The organism is Candidatus Devosia phytovorans (assembly GCA_029202405.1).
GTDB classification, from domain to species: Bacteria; Pseudomonadota; Alphaproteobacteria; order Rhizobiales; family Devosiaceae; genus Devosia; species Devosia phytovorans.
In genome coordinates, this window is sequence record CP119312.1 from 1,847,907 (window position 1) to 1,862,587 (window position 14,681).

A 14,681-nucleotide genomic window follows, 5' to 3' on the forward strand; every position below is an offset into this window, starting at 1 on the left:
AGTCCATATTCAATTGACCCGCCCTGCCCGGTTCGAGGCAATGAGCAGCCATAGCAGGAAGCCGGCGCCGAAGACGCCGGTGACAACGCCGACCGGCAGTTGCACATCGGGCAAAGCATGCTGGGCGATCAGATCGGAGCCGAGCATGACCAGTGCACCAACGAGTGCAGCCTGAACAAATCCCTTGCCGGCACCAGCGAGCAGGTTGCGGGCGATCGGTCCGGCGACGAAGGCAACGAAGGTGACAGGCCCGACAGCGGCCGTTGCGAAGGCGGCATAGGCGACGCCGGACAGCATCAGGCCGAGGCGGGCAAATTCGACACGGGCCCCGAGCGCAGTGGCCGTATCGTCGCCAAGCTGCAGCGCGTCGAGCGTGCGCACGAGCGCGATGGTGATGGGCAGCAGGACCAGCATGGCACAGGCCAGTGGCACGATGTCAGCGACATTGGCCGCGGTGAGGCTGCCAACCAGCCAGGCCAGCGACTGCTGCACTTCAAAGAGCCGGGCGCGGGTGAAGAGATAGGACATGAGCGCGGCCATCATAGCGGCAACGCCAATGCCGATCAGCACCACTCGATAGGCGGTGACGCCATTGCGCCAGGACAGGCCATAGATAATCAGAGCCGTGGCGATGGCCCCGATGAGCGCCCCAAGCGAGACCGCAACACCGGAAAAGCCAAGGATGATGATACAGAACACGGCCGAGGCGCTGGCGCCATGCGAGATGCCGATAATATCGGGACTTGCCAGTGGGTTACGCAGAAGCGTTTGGAAAATGATTCCGCTGAGCGCAAAGGCCGCGCCGGCGAGCACAGCCAAGGTGGCACGCGGCAGCCGGACGTTGAGCACGATGAAATCGACGCCGCGGTCGGTGAGGCCGGTGACGGGCGAGAACAGCGACTGCAGCACGCGCTCGGGCGCGACATAATAGTCGCCGAGATAGAGCGAGAGGCCAACGGCGAACAGCAGCAAGACGGTGAGCAGCAGCGTGATCGACAGGCGGCGCCGGGCGAGGCTATTGCGGATGGTGCTGACGGCGGTGGCGGCGTCCATGGTGGTCATCACAGGCTCGCCAGCTTGCGGCGGCGGACCAGCGCGATGAAGAAGGGCGCGCCGATGAAGGCGGTGACAATGCCGACCTGCACCTCGCCCGGTGGCGCCAGGATACGGCCCACAATGTCGGAGCCGAGCAACAGGATGGGCGCGAGCAGCATGGAGTAAGGCAGGATCCAGCGGTAGTTCGGCCCAGTGATGGCCCGGGCGACATGGGGCACGGTGAGGCCGACGAAGGCGATGGGACCGGCGGCGGCTGTCGCGCCCCCTGCAAGGATAACGGCGGCCAGACCGGCGATGGCGCGGGAGCGGCCGACATTCTGGCCGAGCGAGCGGGCGACGTCCTCACCCATCGAGAGACCATCGAGCATGCGGGCGCTCAGCAGGGCCAGGCCGATACCGACGGCCAGGAAGGGCGCGACCTGGACGACGATATCCATGCCGCGGCCGACCAGCGAGCCGACCTGCCAGAAACGAATCTCGTCGAGCGTGCGCGGGCTGGTGAGGAGGATTGCGCTGGTGATGGACTGCATGGCGGCGGTGACGGCCGCGCCGGCCAGGGCCAGCTTGATCGGGGTGGCGCCCTCGCGGCCAAGCGAAGCCACGGAATAGACCACCAGCATGGCGGCGCCGGCGCCAAGGAAGGCCAGCCAGACATAGGCGCTGAGCTGAGTGATGCCGAAGAGGGAGACGCCGAGTACAACGAAAACGGCAGCCCCGGAGTGAATGCCCAGAATCGAGGGATCGGCCAGCGGATTGCGCGTAGCGCCCTGCAGCACGGCGCCGGCGAGACCGAGGGCTGAACCGACAAGAAGGCCGACCAAGGTGCGCGGCAGGCGCAGGTCCCAGATGATGCGATGGTCGGTGGAGGCGGGGTCGAAGGCGGTAAAAGCTGCCCAGATGGTATCGATGGTCACCGGCCGGGCGCCAACTGTTATAGACAGAATTGCCACGGCCACGACTGCGATGGCCAGCGCCAGAAGGCCAAGCGAGAGCACGGCCTCCCTGGGTCGGGTCATGGTGGCTGGAAGGCTAGTCATCGCTAGGGGACCAGATCCTCGTCGGCGGCGTTGACGGCGTCGGTCAGCTTGTCGAGCGCACCAGCATAGGCGGCGTAGTTGCGCAGCCAGAAGGCAGGCCATTCGGTGACCGCACCGGCGGCGACGGCGGGCAGCGTCTCCCAGGTCGGCTGCATCAAGGCCAATTCAAGCGTCGAGGACAAGCGATTATCGACCATGATGAGGTCTGCCGGATATTTGTCGGCGTTTTCCCAGCTGACGGTCTCAAAGTAATTGTTGCCGGCCGCATCGACGCCTGAGGGCGTCACGATATCAAGGCCCCAGCTCTGCAGATCGAGCAATTCGGCAGCGCCGGCGGGATCCGCGACATAGATGGCATCGGCGCCGGTGTAGACGGCTTCGGCGATCAAGCCGGGCTTGGCCCCCGTGGCTGCCTTGAACGCGGCGAGCGAGGTCGCAAAGGCCGCCTTGGCTTCTGCTATCGAGGGTTCGGTCAGATCGGCACCAAGGCTTACGGCCAGCGCCTCATAGTCCTCGATCATGGCGATGATGGAATCGCCGGCCGCCGGGCCCGTGACCGGGGCAATTTCGGCCATTTGCGTGGCGATCTCGCCGCCGCTCCAGTCGGCATTGCGATCCCACCATTCGGCGATGATCAGGTCGGGCTGCAATGCAGCGACCTTTTCGATGTCGACCTCGCTCCAGCTCTGGCCGACGATCTCGATGCCCGACAGATCGAGGCCTTCCAGCGCCTTGACTTCGGATATGGCGCCGTCGGCATAAATGCCGACCGGGCGGATGCCCAATGGAATGAGGCCCGCAGCGGCATCCTGATGCATGATGATGCGTTGGGGGATGGCATCGAGCGTCACGGTCTGCCCGGTCGCGTCGGTATAGCTCCACGGTTCAGCCTGCGCGAATGCGGGGGCCAGGGCCAGAGCCGCGACCGAGACAGAAAGCAGTGACTTGAGAAACATGGGAAACTCGCGCTTGCCGGTTTGAATCCGAGGCTACCTAAGGCAGGATAATCTGATGGGTCAAGTCATGTTTCGGGGTGGTTGATCCATCTTTGACCCCGCTGCGTAGAGGGCTTACACAGCCGGAGCGGCCGATGTATGCGGTAGTGATGACGAATTCCGATTTGGGCGACTTCTCCACCCTGCCCGGCCCACAGGACCTGGGCCAGCTCGTGCTGCGCATCGCCCAGAAGCAGGACCGCTCGGCGCTGGCCGACCTGTTCGGCCAGCTCGGACCGCGGGTGAAATCCATGCTGCTCAAGCTGGGCGCCAGCGATGCGCTGGCCGAGGACCTGGTGCAGGAGACATTCCTCACCGTCTGGCGCAAGGCGCCGCTCTATTCCAGCCAGCGCGGCGCGGTGACGACGTGGATATTCACGATCGCCCGCAACCTGCGCATCGACCAGCTGCGGCGGCAGAGCAACAAGCCCTATGAGGACCTGGAGAAGGTCGCACTGGTCAGCGACAGTCCCTTGGGCAGTGCAGTGGTCGAGCAACATCAGGTGGTGGACCGGGTGACTGCGGCGCTGGGCTCGCTCTCGGAGGAGCAGCGTGAGGTGGTGCGACTGAGTTTTATCCACGACATGCCCCATGCCCAGATCGCCGAGGCGATCGGTATCCCCCTGGGCACCGTCAAATCGCGACTGCGCCTTGCCTATGAACGGCTCCGGCCCTTGCTGGAGGATTTGCAATGAGTATCCAACACCATCCCGATATTTCGACGCTGATGGCCTTCAGCGCCGGCACGCTGGACATGCCCTATGCCACGGTGATCGCAACGCATCTGGCGATGTCGGAAGGCGGGCGCGAGATCGTGCGGCGCATGGAAGGGATCGGCGGGGCGCTGCTGGCCGACGAAACGCCGGTTGCCCTGTCGGATGGCGCGCTCGACCGGCTGCTGGGCGCGGTGGATGGTCAGAAGATCGACCCGGTCGTGCAGAAGGGACCAACCGAGAGCTATGTGCCCCTGCCCTTGCAGGCCTTCCTGCCCAATGGGCTGGAGGGTGTGCGCTGGAAGTGGAACGGACCGGGCGTGGCGACGGCGGACCTGGCCTGGGGCGATGACGGCAAGTCGCGGCTGATGCTGCTGCGCGTGGCCGGCGGTCGCAGCGTGCCCGAGCATGGGCATGGCGGGCTGGAACTGACGCTGATCCTGGAGGGTTCCTATCGCGACCGCTTCGGCGTGTTCGCGCGTGGCGACATTGCCGATCACGACGAGGATGTCGAGCATCAGCCGATTGCCGAACCGGGCCCTGATTGCATCTGCCTCGTGGCGGTGGATGCCAAGCTCAACTTCCGCGGCCGGTTGATGCGCGCACTGCAACCGCTGTTCGGGATTTGAGACAAATGAAGCCAGGTGTCGCGTGGATTATCGGTGGTGGATCGGGCATTGGCGCGGCCGTGGCCAAGCTGCTTGCCGACCGCGGCTGGACGGTGGCGATCTCGGGCCGCCGGCAGGACAAGCTCGATGCGGTGGCCAAGGCCAGTCCGGCGATCCGGCCTTATGCGCTCGATGTGACCGATCGCGAGGCGATCGGGACGGTGATCGAGGCTATCGTGGGAGATCTCGGGCGGATCGATCTTTTCGTCTTCGGCGCAGCAGCCTGGCAGCCCATGGATGTGGGCGACTATGCGTTCGAAAAATTCGAAAAGGTCGTCGACACCAATTATCTCGGCCTGCTGCGGATTGCCGATCCGCTGCTCAAGCAGATGGAAAGCCAGGGCGGCGGGCATTTTGCGGCGATCGCCTCGGTGGCCGGCTATTTCGGCCTGCCGCGTTCGGCGGCCTATTCGTCAACCAAGGCGGGGATCATCAACCTGCTGGAGACGATGCGCAGCGAATTGGCGCCGAAGAACATCAAGGTCCGGATGATCGCGCCGGGCTTCGTCAAATCGGAGCTGACCGACAAGAATGATTTCCCGATGCCGTTCCTGATGGAGACGGATGATGCGGCGAAGCGGATTGTCGATGGTCTCACGCATTCCGACCGCTTCGAGATTGCCTTTCCCAAGCGGATGGTCTGGCTGATGAAGACGGTGCGCTGGCTGCCCTATCCCGTCTTCTTCTGGCTCACCGGCAAGATGCTACCGAAGGACTGATCAGGCCGGACGGCGGTATTGGTAGATGCCGACGTCGATGGAGCCCTCGGTGAAGCCGGCTTCGCAATAGCTCAGGTAGTAGACCCATTTGCGCTTGAAGACTTCGTCGTAGCCGAGCGGGGCGATCATGGGCCAGCGTTCGAGGAAGCGCTCGCGCCAGAGTTTGAGCGTCTTGGCGTAAGAAATGCCGAAGGTGTCGACGTTTTCCAGCACCAGACCATATTTGTCGCCGAAGTCCTTCATCACCGTCTTGGTCAGCAGCATGCCGCCGGGGAAGATGTAGCGCTGGATGAAATCGGGGCCGGAGCGGTAGCCGTCGAAATCGGCCTCATTGATGGTGATGGCCTGGATGGCCGCGGTGCCGCCGGGCTTGAGGCGATCATGCACCGTCTGGAAATAGCTCGGCCAATTGTCCTCGCCCACGGCCTCGATCATCTCGATCGAGCCAATATGGTCGAACTGCCCCTCGGTATGGCGATAGTCCTCGAAGACCAGCTTGGCGAAGCCGTCGAGGTTTTGGCGCGCGAGGCGCTCCTGGCCATATTTGAGCTGCTCCGCCGAAAGCGTGATGCCGCGCAGGTTGGCCTGGTAGTCGCGGGCGACGGTTTCGGCAAAGCCGCCCCAGCCGCAGCCGATCTCGAGCACGGAGGAGCCTGGCGTGACGCCGGCCATGTCGGCGACGCGACGGTATTTGGCGCGCTGGGCTTCCTCGAGGCTCTGGTCGCCGGACTGGAAGATGGCCGAGGAATAGGTCATCGAGGGGTCGAGCCACTGACCGTAGAAATCATTGCCGAGATCATAGTGCTCGGCGATGTTCTTCTTGGAGCCTTCGAGCGTGTTGCGACGCGACATGTGATAGTGCAGGTCGCTGGCAGCGCGGCGGAAAAAGCCCGGATTGGCGTTCTCGAACATGTCGCGGTTCTGCAGGAAGAAGCGGAACAGCGCCGTCAGGTCATCGACCTCGATGTCGCCATTCATATAGGCCGAGGCAAAACCAACCGTGCCACGCTGCATGGCCTCGGTGATGACGCGGAAATTGTTGAGGCGCAGCACCGAATGCTCGCCGGTGGCCGGATCGCCCAGCGTGCGCGTCCTGCCATTGGGCAGGATGACGGTCACGGCGCCATGACGCGGCTTGCCCAATGCCTTGTAGCCGATCTTTTCGACGGCCCAGGAGACGAGCCTGGTCCACGGCGTGATGCCGGTATTGCCTGTTTCTACGACGGTCTTGTTCATCGTGCCGCTTGATCCGAAATCTGTTTTAGATTTGCTCGCGGCGCTTGACGGGCCGCCTTAGTTTAAGCGTGGGCGGCACACCCTTGAGCCACAAAAGCAGTGCTTCCCAGTGTATGCCCGCGACCACTTTAGCGGTCATAAAGGGATATGCAAGCAGCAGTTTCAACAGCGTAGCGTCGGTCAACGCGCGCTCTTCGCCCTCGAAATAAGCCGTCAGCAGACCACCCTCTTCGTCCGACAAGGTCACGCCGAGAAAGACATTTTCGGCGGGCGGACGCACGGAAAATCGGTAGCGCCCCTCCATGGTGTTGAAGGGCGAAACGTAGAGCGCCTTGTCGGCCTCGTGGCGGATTTCGCCATCCACCGGGGTGACGCCCGCCTGATAGAAATGGTGCTCGCCGAAGGTGTTGCTGACCTCATAGGCCATGAAGCGCACGACGCCGGCTGCATCCTCGCAATAGTAGACCGTGATTGGATTGAAGGCGAAACCGAGAAGGCGCGGATAGGCCAGCATGCGGATGCGGGCGATGTTACCCACGCCTGCGGCCGCGGCCTGGCGGTGGATGAAGGCGGCGATGCTGGAGCCGTCGCGCGCGCCAAAGTCGCTGGTGACCAGCGAGACAAGGTTGAATCTATTCAAGGAGAAGAACCGCAGTTTCTCATCCAGACAATCAAGTCTGTCGAGATCGACCAGCATGGAAAAAACCCGGTAGCGCAGCGAGTGACGCTTGGGCCGGGCGCGCTTGTGCACGACGTCGCCGACGTAGATGGCGCCCGGGACGCTGTCCGTGTCTATCACTCGGCCGCCCACAGGCGCTGGTCTCCCTGGGCCCAGTTGTGCGCGATGCGACCGCGCTGCGCGGTGACCTGCCAGGGGCGCTGGACCGGGCCGATGCGCTCCGCCACTTCAAGGCCGGACTGCAGCCCGTCTTCGTGGAAGCCGTAACCCATCCATGCGCCGGCGAACCAGGTGTGGTTCTGGCCTTGGATCTGCCAGAGGTGCTGCTGCATCGCCACGGCTTCGGCATCGAACAGGGGGTGTTCGTAGTCGACCTGATGGATGACGCTTTCTGGCGCGATCTCGCGATGCGGATTGAGCGTCACGAAGAGGCTGCGCGTGGTCTGCAGCGGCTGCAGCTTGTTCATCCAGTAGGTCAGGCTTAGCCCTTCCTCGCCGTTACCGGCGCGCAGGTAGTTCCACGCCGACCAGAGATGTCGGCGCTTGGGCATGAAGCTCGGATCGGAATGGAGCACGGCGCGATTGGGGGTAAATCGGAATGCGGAGAGCACCCTGCCCTCGGCTTCGGTCGGATCGGCGATGAGCTTGAGCGCCTGGTCGGCATGGGTGGCGAAGACCACCTGATCGAAATGGCGATGGCTGCCATCGGCGAAGTAGATTTCCGCACCCTGCGCATGGCGTCGCACGGCGGTGATATCGGCCTTCAGCACGGTTTCCAGATCGGTCGCGGCGGTGAGCTTGTCGATATACTGACGCGAACCGTTCTTGACGGTGCGCCATTGCGGCCGGCCGAGCACCTGAAGCAGCGAGTGATTGGAGAAGAATTCGATGAAGGTTCTGGCCGGAAAATCCAGCATGCCGCGCGAGGGCGTCGACCAGATGGCGGCCGAAATGGGCAGGATATGGTCTTCGATGAAGGCTTCCGAATAGCCGAAGCGGACGAGGAACTCGCCGATGGAAAGGTCGTCGGTACAGAGCGCGATCTGTCCCTGCGCCTCGCGGAAGAAGCGCATGATATCGCTGACCAGCTGCCAGTGGCGCGGCCGGATGATATTGCGGCGCTGGCCGAACAGACCCCAGAGATACTCGCCGGAATATTCCATGCGACCTTCCCCGCAGGACACGGCAAAGCTCATGAAGGAGCGCGCGGTCTCGACGCCGAAGTGGTCGAAGAAGGCGGTCAGATTCGGGTAGTTCTTCTCGTTGTAGACGATGAAGCCGGTATCAACCGGGACGTCGCCCTGCGGGGTGGGCGCCAGGAGGGTATTGGAATGCCCGCCCAGAACCGCGTTCTTTTCGAACAGCGTGACCTGATGGGATTTTGACAGCAGCCACGCGGCGGACAGGCCGGATATTCCCGAACCGATAATGGCGATCGTGGCTTGCGTCATGGTCGGGCAGTCTCCGCGTCTTTGCGACAGGCTTGTTACGCAGAGAAGAACGACGTGGATCAGCGCAAAGTTTCTTTTATGACTTGGGTTTAGCCAAATCCGTCAAACGGAACTGGACCTGTTCGCGGCCCTGGTAGTGATCGATGGACAGGGCTCCAGCGAAATGGAAAGCAGCATCATTGTCGCGCAACAGAGCATCGCCGATGGCGGTATTGGCGGCGCGGAAGGCGATGGCCTTGAGGCGCGCGCCGTCTTCTGAAGTAAGGGTGAAGCTGACATGTCCGCCCTTGCCGACGATCTGGGCATAGCGGGCGCGGTGAGCCGGGAAGGCAAACAGCGGGCCAGGATTGCCGGCGCCATAGGGACCGGCTTTTTCCAGATCGTGGACGAGGTTGATGCTGGCGCCACGGGCGGTCAGCGCCGCGTCGATCGGCAGGGCCGTCGCGGCACGGGCGGCAGAGACGTCAGTCGAGAGTTTTGCGGCAAGGAAGGACCGGAAGGCGCCGAGCTGGTCCTGCTTGATGGTGATGCCCGCCGCCATGGCATGGCCGCCGCCCTTGACCAGCAGGCCCTGCTCCACAGCCTCGATCACGGCGCGACCGAGGTCGACGCCGGGCATGGAGCGGCCGGAGCCGGTGCCGGTGCCGTCTGGTTGCAGCGCAATGGCAAAGGTGGGGCGCTCGAACCGATCCTTGAGGCGCGAGGCGATGAGACCGGCAACGCCGGGATGCCAGTTGGCGGAGGCCAGCACGAGAACCGGCGGGCCCTCTCCACTGCCGATTTCGAGTTCGGCGACGGCGGCCGCCTCTTCGACGGCTTCCACCTCGATGCGCTGGCGTTCAGTATTGAGTTCGTCGAGCCGGGCAGCAATGGCCAGGGCATGATGTTCGTCGTCGACGGTCAGCAGCTCGGTGCCCAGCGCGGCATTGCCAATGCGGCCGCCGGCATTGATGCGCGGACCGAGCAGGAAACCGAGGTGATAGGGATTGATTGGACCAGACAGGCGCGCGGCCAGAGCCAGCGCGGCCATGCCCTTGTTGTCGCCGCGACGCGCCACTTCGAGCCCGCGCAAAACGAAGGCGCGGTTGAGGCCGGTGAGCGGGACGACGTCGCAGACAGTGGCGAGCGCCACGAGATCGAGCAGTTTCAAAAGGTCGGGCAGACCCGTATCGCCGCGGTTACGCAAAGCGCGGTTGGTGGCGACCAGGGTCATGAAGGTGACGCCGGCGGCGCAGAGATAGCCGAGCCCGGAGATGTCGTCGGGGCGGTTGGGATTGACCAGCGCATTGGCCTCGGGCAGAGCGTGATCGGCCAGATGGTGATCGACGACCAGCACATCGGCGCCGCGACTGCGGGCATGGGCGATGGGGGCGAAACTGGTGGTGCCACAATCGAGCGTGATGATGAGAGTTGCGCCCGCGTCGATCAGCTTGTCCATGGCCGCGATATTGGGGCCATAGCCTTCATAGATGCGGTCGGGGATATGCACCTGCGGCTCGATGCCGAAGTGGCGCAGGTAGCGGGCCATGAGCGCGCAGGAACAGGCGCCGTCGACGTCATAGTCCCCAAACAGCGCGATGGCTTCATTGTCGGTGATGGCCTGGGCCAGCCGCTCGCACAGCGGATCCATGGCGGTCAGCGTCGACGGATCGGGCATCAGATTGCGGATGGTGGGCTCTAGATAGGCCGCGGCTTCGTCGAGGCCAACACCGCGCGCCGCGAGAATGCGAGCGAGAATTTCGGAAATGCCGGCGCGCTGGGCAATGGCCGTGGCCGTGCGCGTGGTGCCGATATCCAGCCGATCGCTCCACATGCGTCCGGTGACGGAACGGGAAACGTCGAGGAATGGGCGCGAGGCATCAAGCATGGAGGAGGGTTAAGCGATTTGGGCATGGGTGGGAAGGGGTTGCGGCTGCCGCGAGAGCATGCTTGTTGCGCCGTCCAGCCCGAGGAGACGTGTCGATGACCGAGCCCGCCAGCATCATCTTTCTGCACGGCGCCTCCAGCAGTGGCAAATCCACCCTGGCGCGAATGCTGCAGGAGCGGATCGAATTGCCCTTCTGGCATATCTCCATCGATCATCTGCGCGACGCGGGCGTCCTGCCGCTGGCGCGGGTCAAGACGGGCGCGTTCAACTGGAAGCTGATGCGCAAGCCTTTCTTTGACGGCTTCCATGCTTCCCTGGCCGCCTACGCGCACGCAGGCAACAATCTGATCGTCGAGCATATTCTCGATACGCCGAACTGGCAGGCGGAGCTGGCAGAGCTGTTCACCCCGTTCGATGTGCTTTTCGTGGCCGTGCATTGCCCGGTGGACGAGCTGCGCCGCCGCGAGGAGGCGCGTGGCGATCGCCCCGGCGGCAGCGCCGAACAGGATTTTCTGACCATCCATCGCGACCGCAGCTATGATCTCGAAGTCCAGTCGCTCGATGGAGCCGAGGTCAATGTCGACAAGATTCTCAGCGGCTGGCGTGCAGAACGGCCAGTGTCAAACTTCTTCAAAGTGACAGCTGGCCGCTGACTACCTTGCGTGCTGTGCCTTGATCCAGCGCACGGTCTGGCTCCAGCTGCGCATGACGATGGTGGAGGTCTCGACCGCGTTGCGGCGCAGGCGGACGCCTTCTAATAAGGTGCCGTCGGTCACGCCGGTGGCGGCAACCAGCACGTCGCCGGAGGCTAGTTCGGTGACGTCGTAAATGCGGCTGGGGTCGGTGATGCCCATTTCGCGGGCGCGACTGCGTTTATCCGATGAGTCAAGGATCAGCTTGCCCTGCATCTGACCGCCGATGCAGCGCAGGGCTGCCGCGGCCAGCACGCCTTCGGGGGCGCCACCGGAGCCGAGGTAGATGTCGACGCCGGTGTCCTCGGTGTTGACGGCATGGATGACACCGGCAATGTCGCCGTCGCTGATGAGTTTGACCGCAACACCAGTGGTGCGCAGCTCCTCGATGAGGCCCGCATGGCGCGGGCGGTCGAGCACGATGGCGGTGATTTCGCTGAGGGGCACGCCCTTGGCCTTGGCCAGGGCCTTCACATTCTCGGTGGCCGTCCAGTCGATATGCACGGTTCCCGGCGCATAGCCGGCGCCGATGGCGATCTTGTGCATATAGACATTGCGGGCGACGTTGAGCAGGCCGCCGCGCTCGGCCATGGCGAGGACAACGATGGAATCGGGCTGGTTCTTGGCGCAGAGGGTGACGCCCTCCAGCGGATCGACGGCGATATCGACCTCGGGCCCTTGCCCGCCACCGACGGCCTGGCCGATGAAGAGATTGTCGACCTCGCCGGCCTCGCCCTCGCCGATGACGATGCGGCCGGAGATGGCGACGCTGTCGAGCTCGTCCTTCATGGCAGCGACGGCGGCTTCATCGGCCGCCTGTTCATTACCCTTGCCGCGCCATTCGGCGGCAGCAATGGCGGCGCTTTCGGTGACGCGCACCAGTTCGAGCGTCAGGCTGCGGTGCAGGTTGGCGGGGCTTCTGGCGCCCTCGGCCTTGGATAGCTTCATCTTCCCTCCCGGAGCCCTGTTCGCCCCGGTGGGGTTCAGAGCGTTTCGATCCGGATCAACTGCGGTTCACCCACGATAAACCCGTCGGCGGCGATCTGCGCAAGCGATTCACGCACGCCTGATTCCAAAGTCTGCTGGGTGATCATCACCACCGTGCGGGTGGGCGAGCCGTCCGGCGAGACGGCCTTAGCGTTCAAATCGGACCGCTGGATGACACTGTCGATGCTTATCCCCCGCTCGCCCATGCGCGTGGTGATGGCGGCGAGCGCGCCGGGCACGTCCTTGGCATTGAGGCGGATGTAATAGCCGCCGTCATGGGCGCGCATCGGAGCCTGTTTATAGGGCAGCAGTTCCTCGGACGGCACACCAAGCGGGGGCACGCGGGTGCCGCGGGCAATGTCGAGAATATCGGAGAGAACCGAGCTCGCGGTCGGCGGGCCACCGGCGCCGGGGCCGGCGAGCAGCAGCTCGTGCACATGGTCGGTTTCGAGCGCCACGGCATTCATCACGCCATCGACACCGGCAATGGCCGAGCCCTTGGGCACGAAGGTCGGATGCACGCGCTGCTCGATGCCCTGGTCGGTGCGCTGGGCGATGCCGAGCAGCTTAATCTTGTAGCCGAGTTCGGCGGCGACCTTAATGTCGTGCTGGGTGATGCGGGAAATGCCTTCCACCCGGATCTGGTCGGGGGCGATCTCGTAGCCGAAACAGAGCGTGGCAAGGATGGAGAGCTTGTGGGCGGTGTCGAAACCTTCGACATCGAAGGTCGGGTCGGCTTCGGCATAGCCGAGGGCCTGAGCATCCTTGAGGCAATCGGCGAAGGAGATGTCCTCATTGCCCATGCGGGTGAGGATATAATTGCAGGTGCCGTTCATGATGCCGAAGACTTTCGCGATCCGGGCAGAGCCCAGGCCTTCGCGAAGGGTCTTGATGACGGGGATGCCACCGGCCACGGCAGCCTCGAAGCCGAGCTGGGCGCCGGATTCCTCGGCCATCTTGGCGAGGGTCACGCCGTGTTTGGCGAGCAGCGCCTTGTTCGCCGTGACAACAGGACGCCCGATTTCGAGGGCGGCTTTCACCGCGGCAAAGGCCGGGCCGTCTTCGCCCCCGATCAATTCCACGAAAAGGTCGATGCCGTCGGATTTTGCCAGCGCCACCGGATCGTCGAACCATTCGAGGCCGGAAATGTCGATGCCGCGGTCGCGGGAACGCGAGCGCGCGGCAACGGCCGTCACCACCAGCTGGCGGCCCAGTTTCTTGGTGAGTTCGGCGCCGTCCTTCTGGAGAATCCGCACCAGCGTCGCGCCGACATTGCCGAGGCCCGCGACGCCGACGCGCAGCGGTGCCTGGGTTTCGCCATCACCAAAATCCTGCATGGCCTTGAGGATGCGCGTGCGGGTTTCCGAGCGCGGCTCGCGGCCTTCGCGCAGGTCGAAAACGAACAGCGGATCACCCGCGACGGTGCGGCCAAAACGGGTCGGCGTCCAGCCCCGGGCAGAGATGAAAGTTTCGACGGCGTGGCGGAAGGAAGCAATGTCACTCATGGGAGCGCATCTGCATAGGAATTCGCCTAGCCGTCAATAGGAGTTTGGGCCGCAGCCGAATGGCCCAAGCCTTTATTTGCCAGCAGCCTTCGCGGCTTCGGCGATCAATTTGATATATTGCGGGAAACCCCAACGGATCGAGAGGGCGGTGGGCGGGGAGATGGCATTGATCAAATCCGCGCCGATGACATGAGCGACGGCGCCTTTTTGCACCGTGGGATGCAGCGCGACGATTGGATTGGCGAAGAAGGCCGCGTCGGTTTCCGGGGTCTCGAAATAGGAGATCAGGATGTCGGCAGATAACTGGTCAAAGGTTTCGTAGCTCAGCGAATAGAAGAAGCTTTCGCCCTGGGCCAGCTCGGTGACGCTGGGGGCCAGCACCATGTCGAGGTCTTCGAGAAAGCTCATGCGCGGATCGAGGCCGGCATAGACGGCGACTTCGCCATTATATTCGGCAATGCCGGCGAAACTGGTGCCTTCGACCTCGGGATATTTCGCGGTTTCGTCGGCCATGAACTGCTGCAGTTCGGCGACCAGGTTCTCGGCCTCAACGGGCTTGCCGATGGCCTTGCCGGTTGTGGTGATCACCTCCTGCCAGGAGGTGCTCCACGGCACTTCTGGATAGGCCACTACGGGGGCGATGCCGCGGAGGATATTGTATTCGTCCTGGGTCAGGCCCGAATAGACGGCGATGATGAGGTCGGGCGCCAGCGCTGCAATGGCTTCAATCGGCGCGTCATTGCCGGCCGGCAGGATGGTGGGGAAATCACCGCCGAGCTCGGCGACGGCGTCACGGTCCCAACCGAGCGCGCCTTCGCTGTCGCCGCCATAGGCGAAATGGGGGATGCCGACGGGAATCTTGCCGAGCGCCAGAACGGCGTCCTGGCTGGCCCAGCCCCAGGTGACCACGCGCTGTGGCTCGGCCTCGATCGTGGTCTCGCCGAAGACATGCGGAATGGTGACCGGAAAATCCTGGGCGAATGCAGGCGCAGCCGGGGCGGCGAGCAGCAAAGCGACGAGCAGAGAGCGGATACGCATGGCGCGCCTTTCGTACGGAGATTGGTTTTCCATACGAA

14 protein-coding genes are annotated in these 14,681 nt (G+C 63.8%); 4 read left to right on the top strand and 10 right to left on the bottom strand.

Annotated features, from left to right (window positions below):
• Positions 1-9: 9 nt before the first annotated feature.
• From P0Y65_09235 to P0Y65_09245, 3 genes are read right to left on the bottom strand one after another with little or no spacing between them, the layout of a single operon-like run.
• Positions 10-1,062: an iron chelate uptake ABC transporter family permease subunit gene (locus P0Y65_09235; GenBank protein ID WEK06404.1), complete on the bottom strand. Its 1,053-nt coding sequence runs from the start codon at positions 1,060-1,062 to the stop codon at positions 10-12.
• Positions 1,062-2,072, bottom strand: a complete 1,011-nt coding sequence (locus P0Y65_09240) for an iron chelate uptake ABC transporter family permease subunit (GenBank protein WEK06405.1) — start codon at positions 2,070-2,072, stop codon at positions 1,062-1,064. The genes P0Y65_09235 and P0Y65_09240 overlap by 1 nt, the downstream gene beginning before the upstream one ends.
• A 23-nt stretch (positions 2,073-2,095) precedes the next feature.
• Entirely contained in the window at positions 2,096-3,049 is a 954-nt protein-coding gene (locus P0Y65_09245) for an ABC transporter substrate-binding protein (GenBank protein WEK06406.1), read from the bottom strand.
• A gap of 149 nt (positions 3,050-3,198) precedes the next feature.
• On the opposite strand from P0Y65_09245, the gene P0Y65_09250 reads away from it, so the two are divergent.
• The 3 genes from P0Y65_09250 to P0Y65_09260 are packed head-to-tail and all read left to right on the top strand — an operon-like array spanning position 3,199 to position 5,188.
• Positions 3,199-3,783, top strand: coding sequence for a sigma-70 family RNA polymerase sigma factor (locus P0Y65_09250; protein WEK06407.1), 585 nt, complete (start codon positions 3,199-3,201; stop codon positions 3,781-3,783).
• On the top strand, positions 3,780-4,430 hold the full coding sequence (locus tag P0Y65_09255) for a ChrR family anti-sigma-E factor (GenBank protein ID WEK06408.1): 651 nt from the start codon (positions 3,780-3,782) through the stop codon (positions 4,428-4,430). Before P0Y65_09250 ends, P0Y65_09255 begins: the two co-directional genes overlap by 4 nt.
• A gap of 5 nt (positions 4,431-4,435) precedes the next feature.
• Positions 4,436-5,188: an SDR family NAD(P)-dependent oxidoreductase gene (locus P0Y65_09260; protein WEK06409.1), complete on the top strand. Its 753-nt coding sequence runs from the start codon at positions 4,436-4,438 to the stop codon at positions 5,186-5,188.
• On the opposite strand, the gene P0Y65_09265 is transcribed toward P0Y65_09260, so the two are convergent.
• From P0Y65_09265 to recJ, 4 genes are all read right to left on the bottom strand, one after another.
• A complete protein-coding gene (locus P0Y65_09265) occupies positions 5,189-6,424 on the bottom strand; it encodes a cyclopropane-fatty-acyl-phospholipid synthase (protein WEK06410.1) in 1,236 nt (411 codons plus the stop codon). It abuts the gene before it with no gap.
• 25 nt (positions 6,425-6,449) lie between these two features.
• On the bottom strand, positions 6,450-7,223 hold the full coding sequence (locus P0Y65_09270) for a DUF1365 domain-containing protein (GenBank protein WEK06411.1): 774 nt from the start codon (positions 7,221-7,223) through the stop codon (positions 6,450-6,452).
• The gene (locus tag P0Y65_09275) at positions 7,220-8,554 is read right to left on the bottom strand and encodes an FAD-dependent oxidoreductase (protein WEK06412.1); all 1,335 of its coding nucleotides are present in this window, start codon (positions 8,552-8,554) and stop codon (positions 7,220-7,222) included. Before P0Y65_09275 ends, P0Y65_09270 begins: the two co-directional genes overlap by 4 nt.
• 76 nt (positions 8,555-8,630) lie before the next feature.
• Complete coding sequence (gene recJ / locus P0Y65_09280; protein ID WEK06413.1) at positions 8,631-10,421, bottom strand: single-stranded-DNA-specific exonuclease RecJ; 1,791 nt, start codon at positions 10,419-10,421, stop codon at positions 8,631-8,633.
• 95 nt (positions 10,422-10,516) lie between these two features.
• Between recJ and P0Y65_09285 the strand changes: the two genes are divergently transcribed.
• Positions 10,517-11,074 carry an AAA family ATPase gene (locus P0Y65_09285; GenBank protein ID WEK06414.1) on the top strand — a complete coding sequence of 186 codons (558 nt, stop codon included), beginning with the start codon at positions 10,517-10,519 and terminating at the stop codon, positions 11,072-11,074.
• On the opposite strand, the gene glpX is transcribed toward P0Y65_09285, so the two are convergent.
• The 3 genes from glpX to P0Y65_09300 form a co-directional block, all read right to left on the bottom strand.
• Positions 11,075-12,061, bottom strand: coding sequence for a class II fructose-bisphosphatase (glpX, locus tag P0Y65_09290; protein WEK06415.1), 987 nt, complete (start codon positions 12,059-12,061; stop codon positions 11,075-11,077).
• A 35-nt stretch (positions 12,062-12,096) separates the two neighbouring features.
• Positions 12,097-13,437, bottom strand: a complete 1,341-nt coding sequence (locus P0Y65_09295; GenBank protein ID WEK06770.1) for a homoserine dehydrogenase — start codon at positions 13,435-13,437, stop codon at positions 12,097-12,099.
• Between the two features lie 240 nt (positions 13,438-13,677).
• Complete coding sequence (locus tag P0Y65_09300) at positions 13,678-14,643, bottom strand: ABC transporter substrate-binding protein (protein WEK06416.1); 966 nt, start codon at positions 14,641-14,643, stop codon at positions 13,678-13,680.
• Positions 14,644-14,681: the final 38 nt, after the last annotated feature.

Bases quoted from the DNA above. Each gene is read 5' to 3' on its own strand.
- P0Y65_09295 (WEK06770.1), bottom strand. From the start codon at position 13,437: ATGCAGGATTTTGGTGATGGCGAAACCCAGGCACCGCTGCGCGTCGGC.
- P0Y65_09255 (WEK06408.1), top strand. From the start codon at position 3,780: ATGAGTATCCAACACCATCCCGATATTTCGACGCTGATGGCCTTCAGC.
- P0Y65_09235 (WEK06404.1), bottom strand. From the start codon at position 1,062: ATGACCACCATGGACGCCGCCACCGCCGTCAGCACCATCCGCAATAGC.
- P0Y65_09285 (WEK06414.1), top strand. From the start codon at position 10,517: ATGACCGAGCCCGCCAGCATCATCTTTCTGCACGGCGCCTCCAGCAGT.
- P0Y65_09245 (WEK06406.1), bottom strand. From the start codon at position 3,049: ATGTTTCTCAAGTCACTGCTTTCTGTCTCGGTCGCGGCTCTGGCCCTG.
- P0Y65_09250 (WEK06407.1), top strand. From the start codon at position 3,199: ATGACGAATTCCGATTTGGGCGACTTCTCCACCCTGCCCGGCCCACAG.
- P0Y65_09260 (WEK06409.1), top strand. From the start codon at position 4,436: ATGAAGCCAGGTGTCGCGTGGATTATCGGTGGTGGATCGGGCATTGGC.
- P0Y65_09300 (WEK06416.1), bottom strand. From the start codon at position 14,643: ATGCGTATCCGCTCTCTGCTCGTCGCTTTGCTGCTCGCCGCCCCGGCT.
- recJ (WEK06413.1), bottom strand. From the start codon at position 10,421: ATGCTTGATGCCTCGCGCCCATTCCTCGACGTTTCCCGTTCCGTCACC.
- P0Y65_09265 (WEK06410.1), bottom strand. From the start codon at position 6,424: ATGAACAAGACCGTCGTAGAAACAGGCAATACCGGCATCACGCCGTGG.
- P0Y65_09240 (WEK06405.1), bottom strand. From the start codon at position 2,072: ATGACCCGACCCAGGGAGGCCGTGCTCTCGCTTGGCCTTCTGGCGCTG.
- glpX (WEK06415.1), bottom strand. From the start codon at position 12,061: ATGAAGCTATCCAAGGCCGAGGGCGCCAGAAGCCCCGCCAACCTGCAC.
- P0Y65_09275 (WEK06412.1), bottom strand. From the start codon at position 8,554: ATGACGCAAGCCACGATCGCCATTATCGGTTCGGGAATATCCGGCCTG.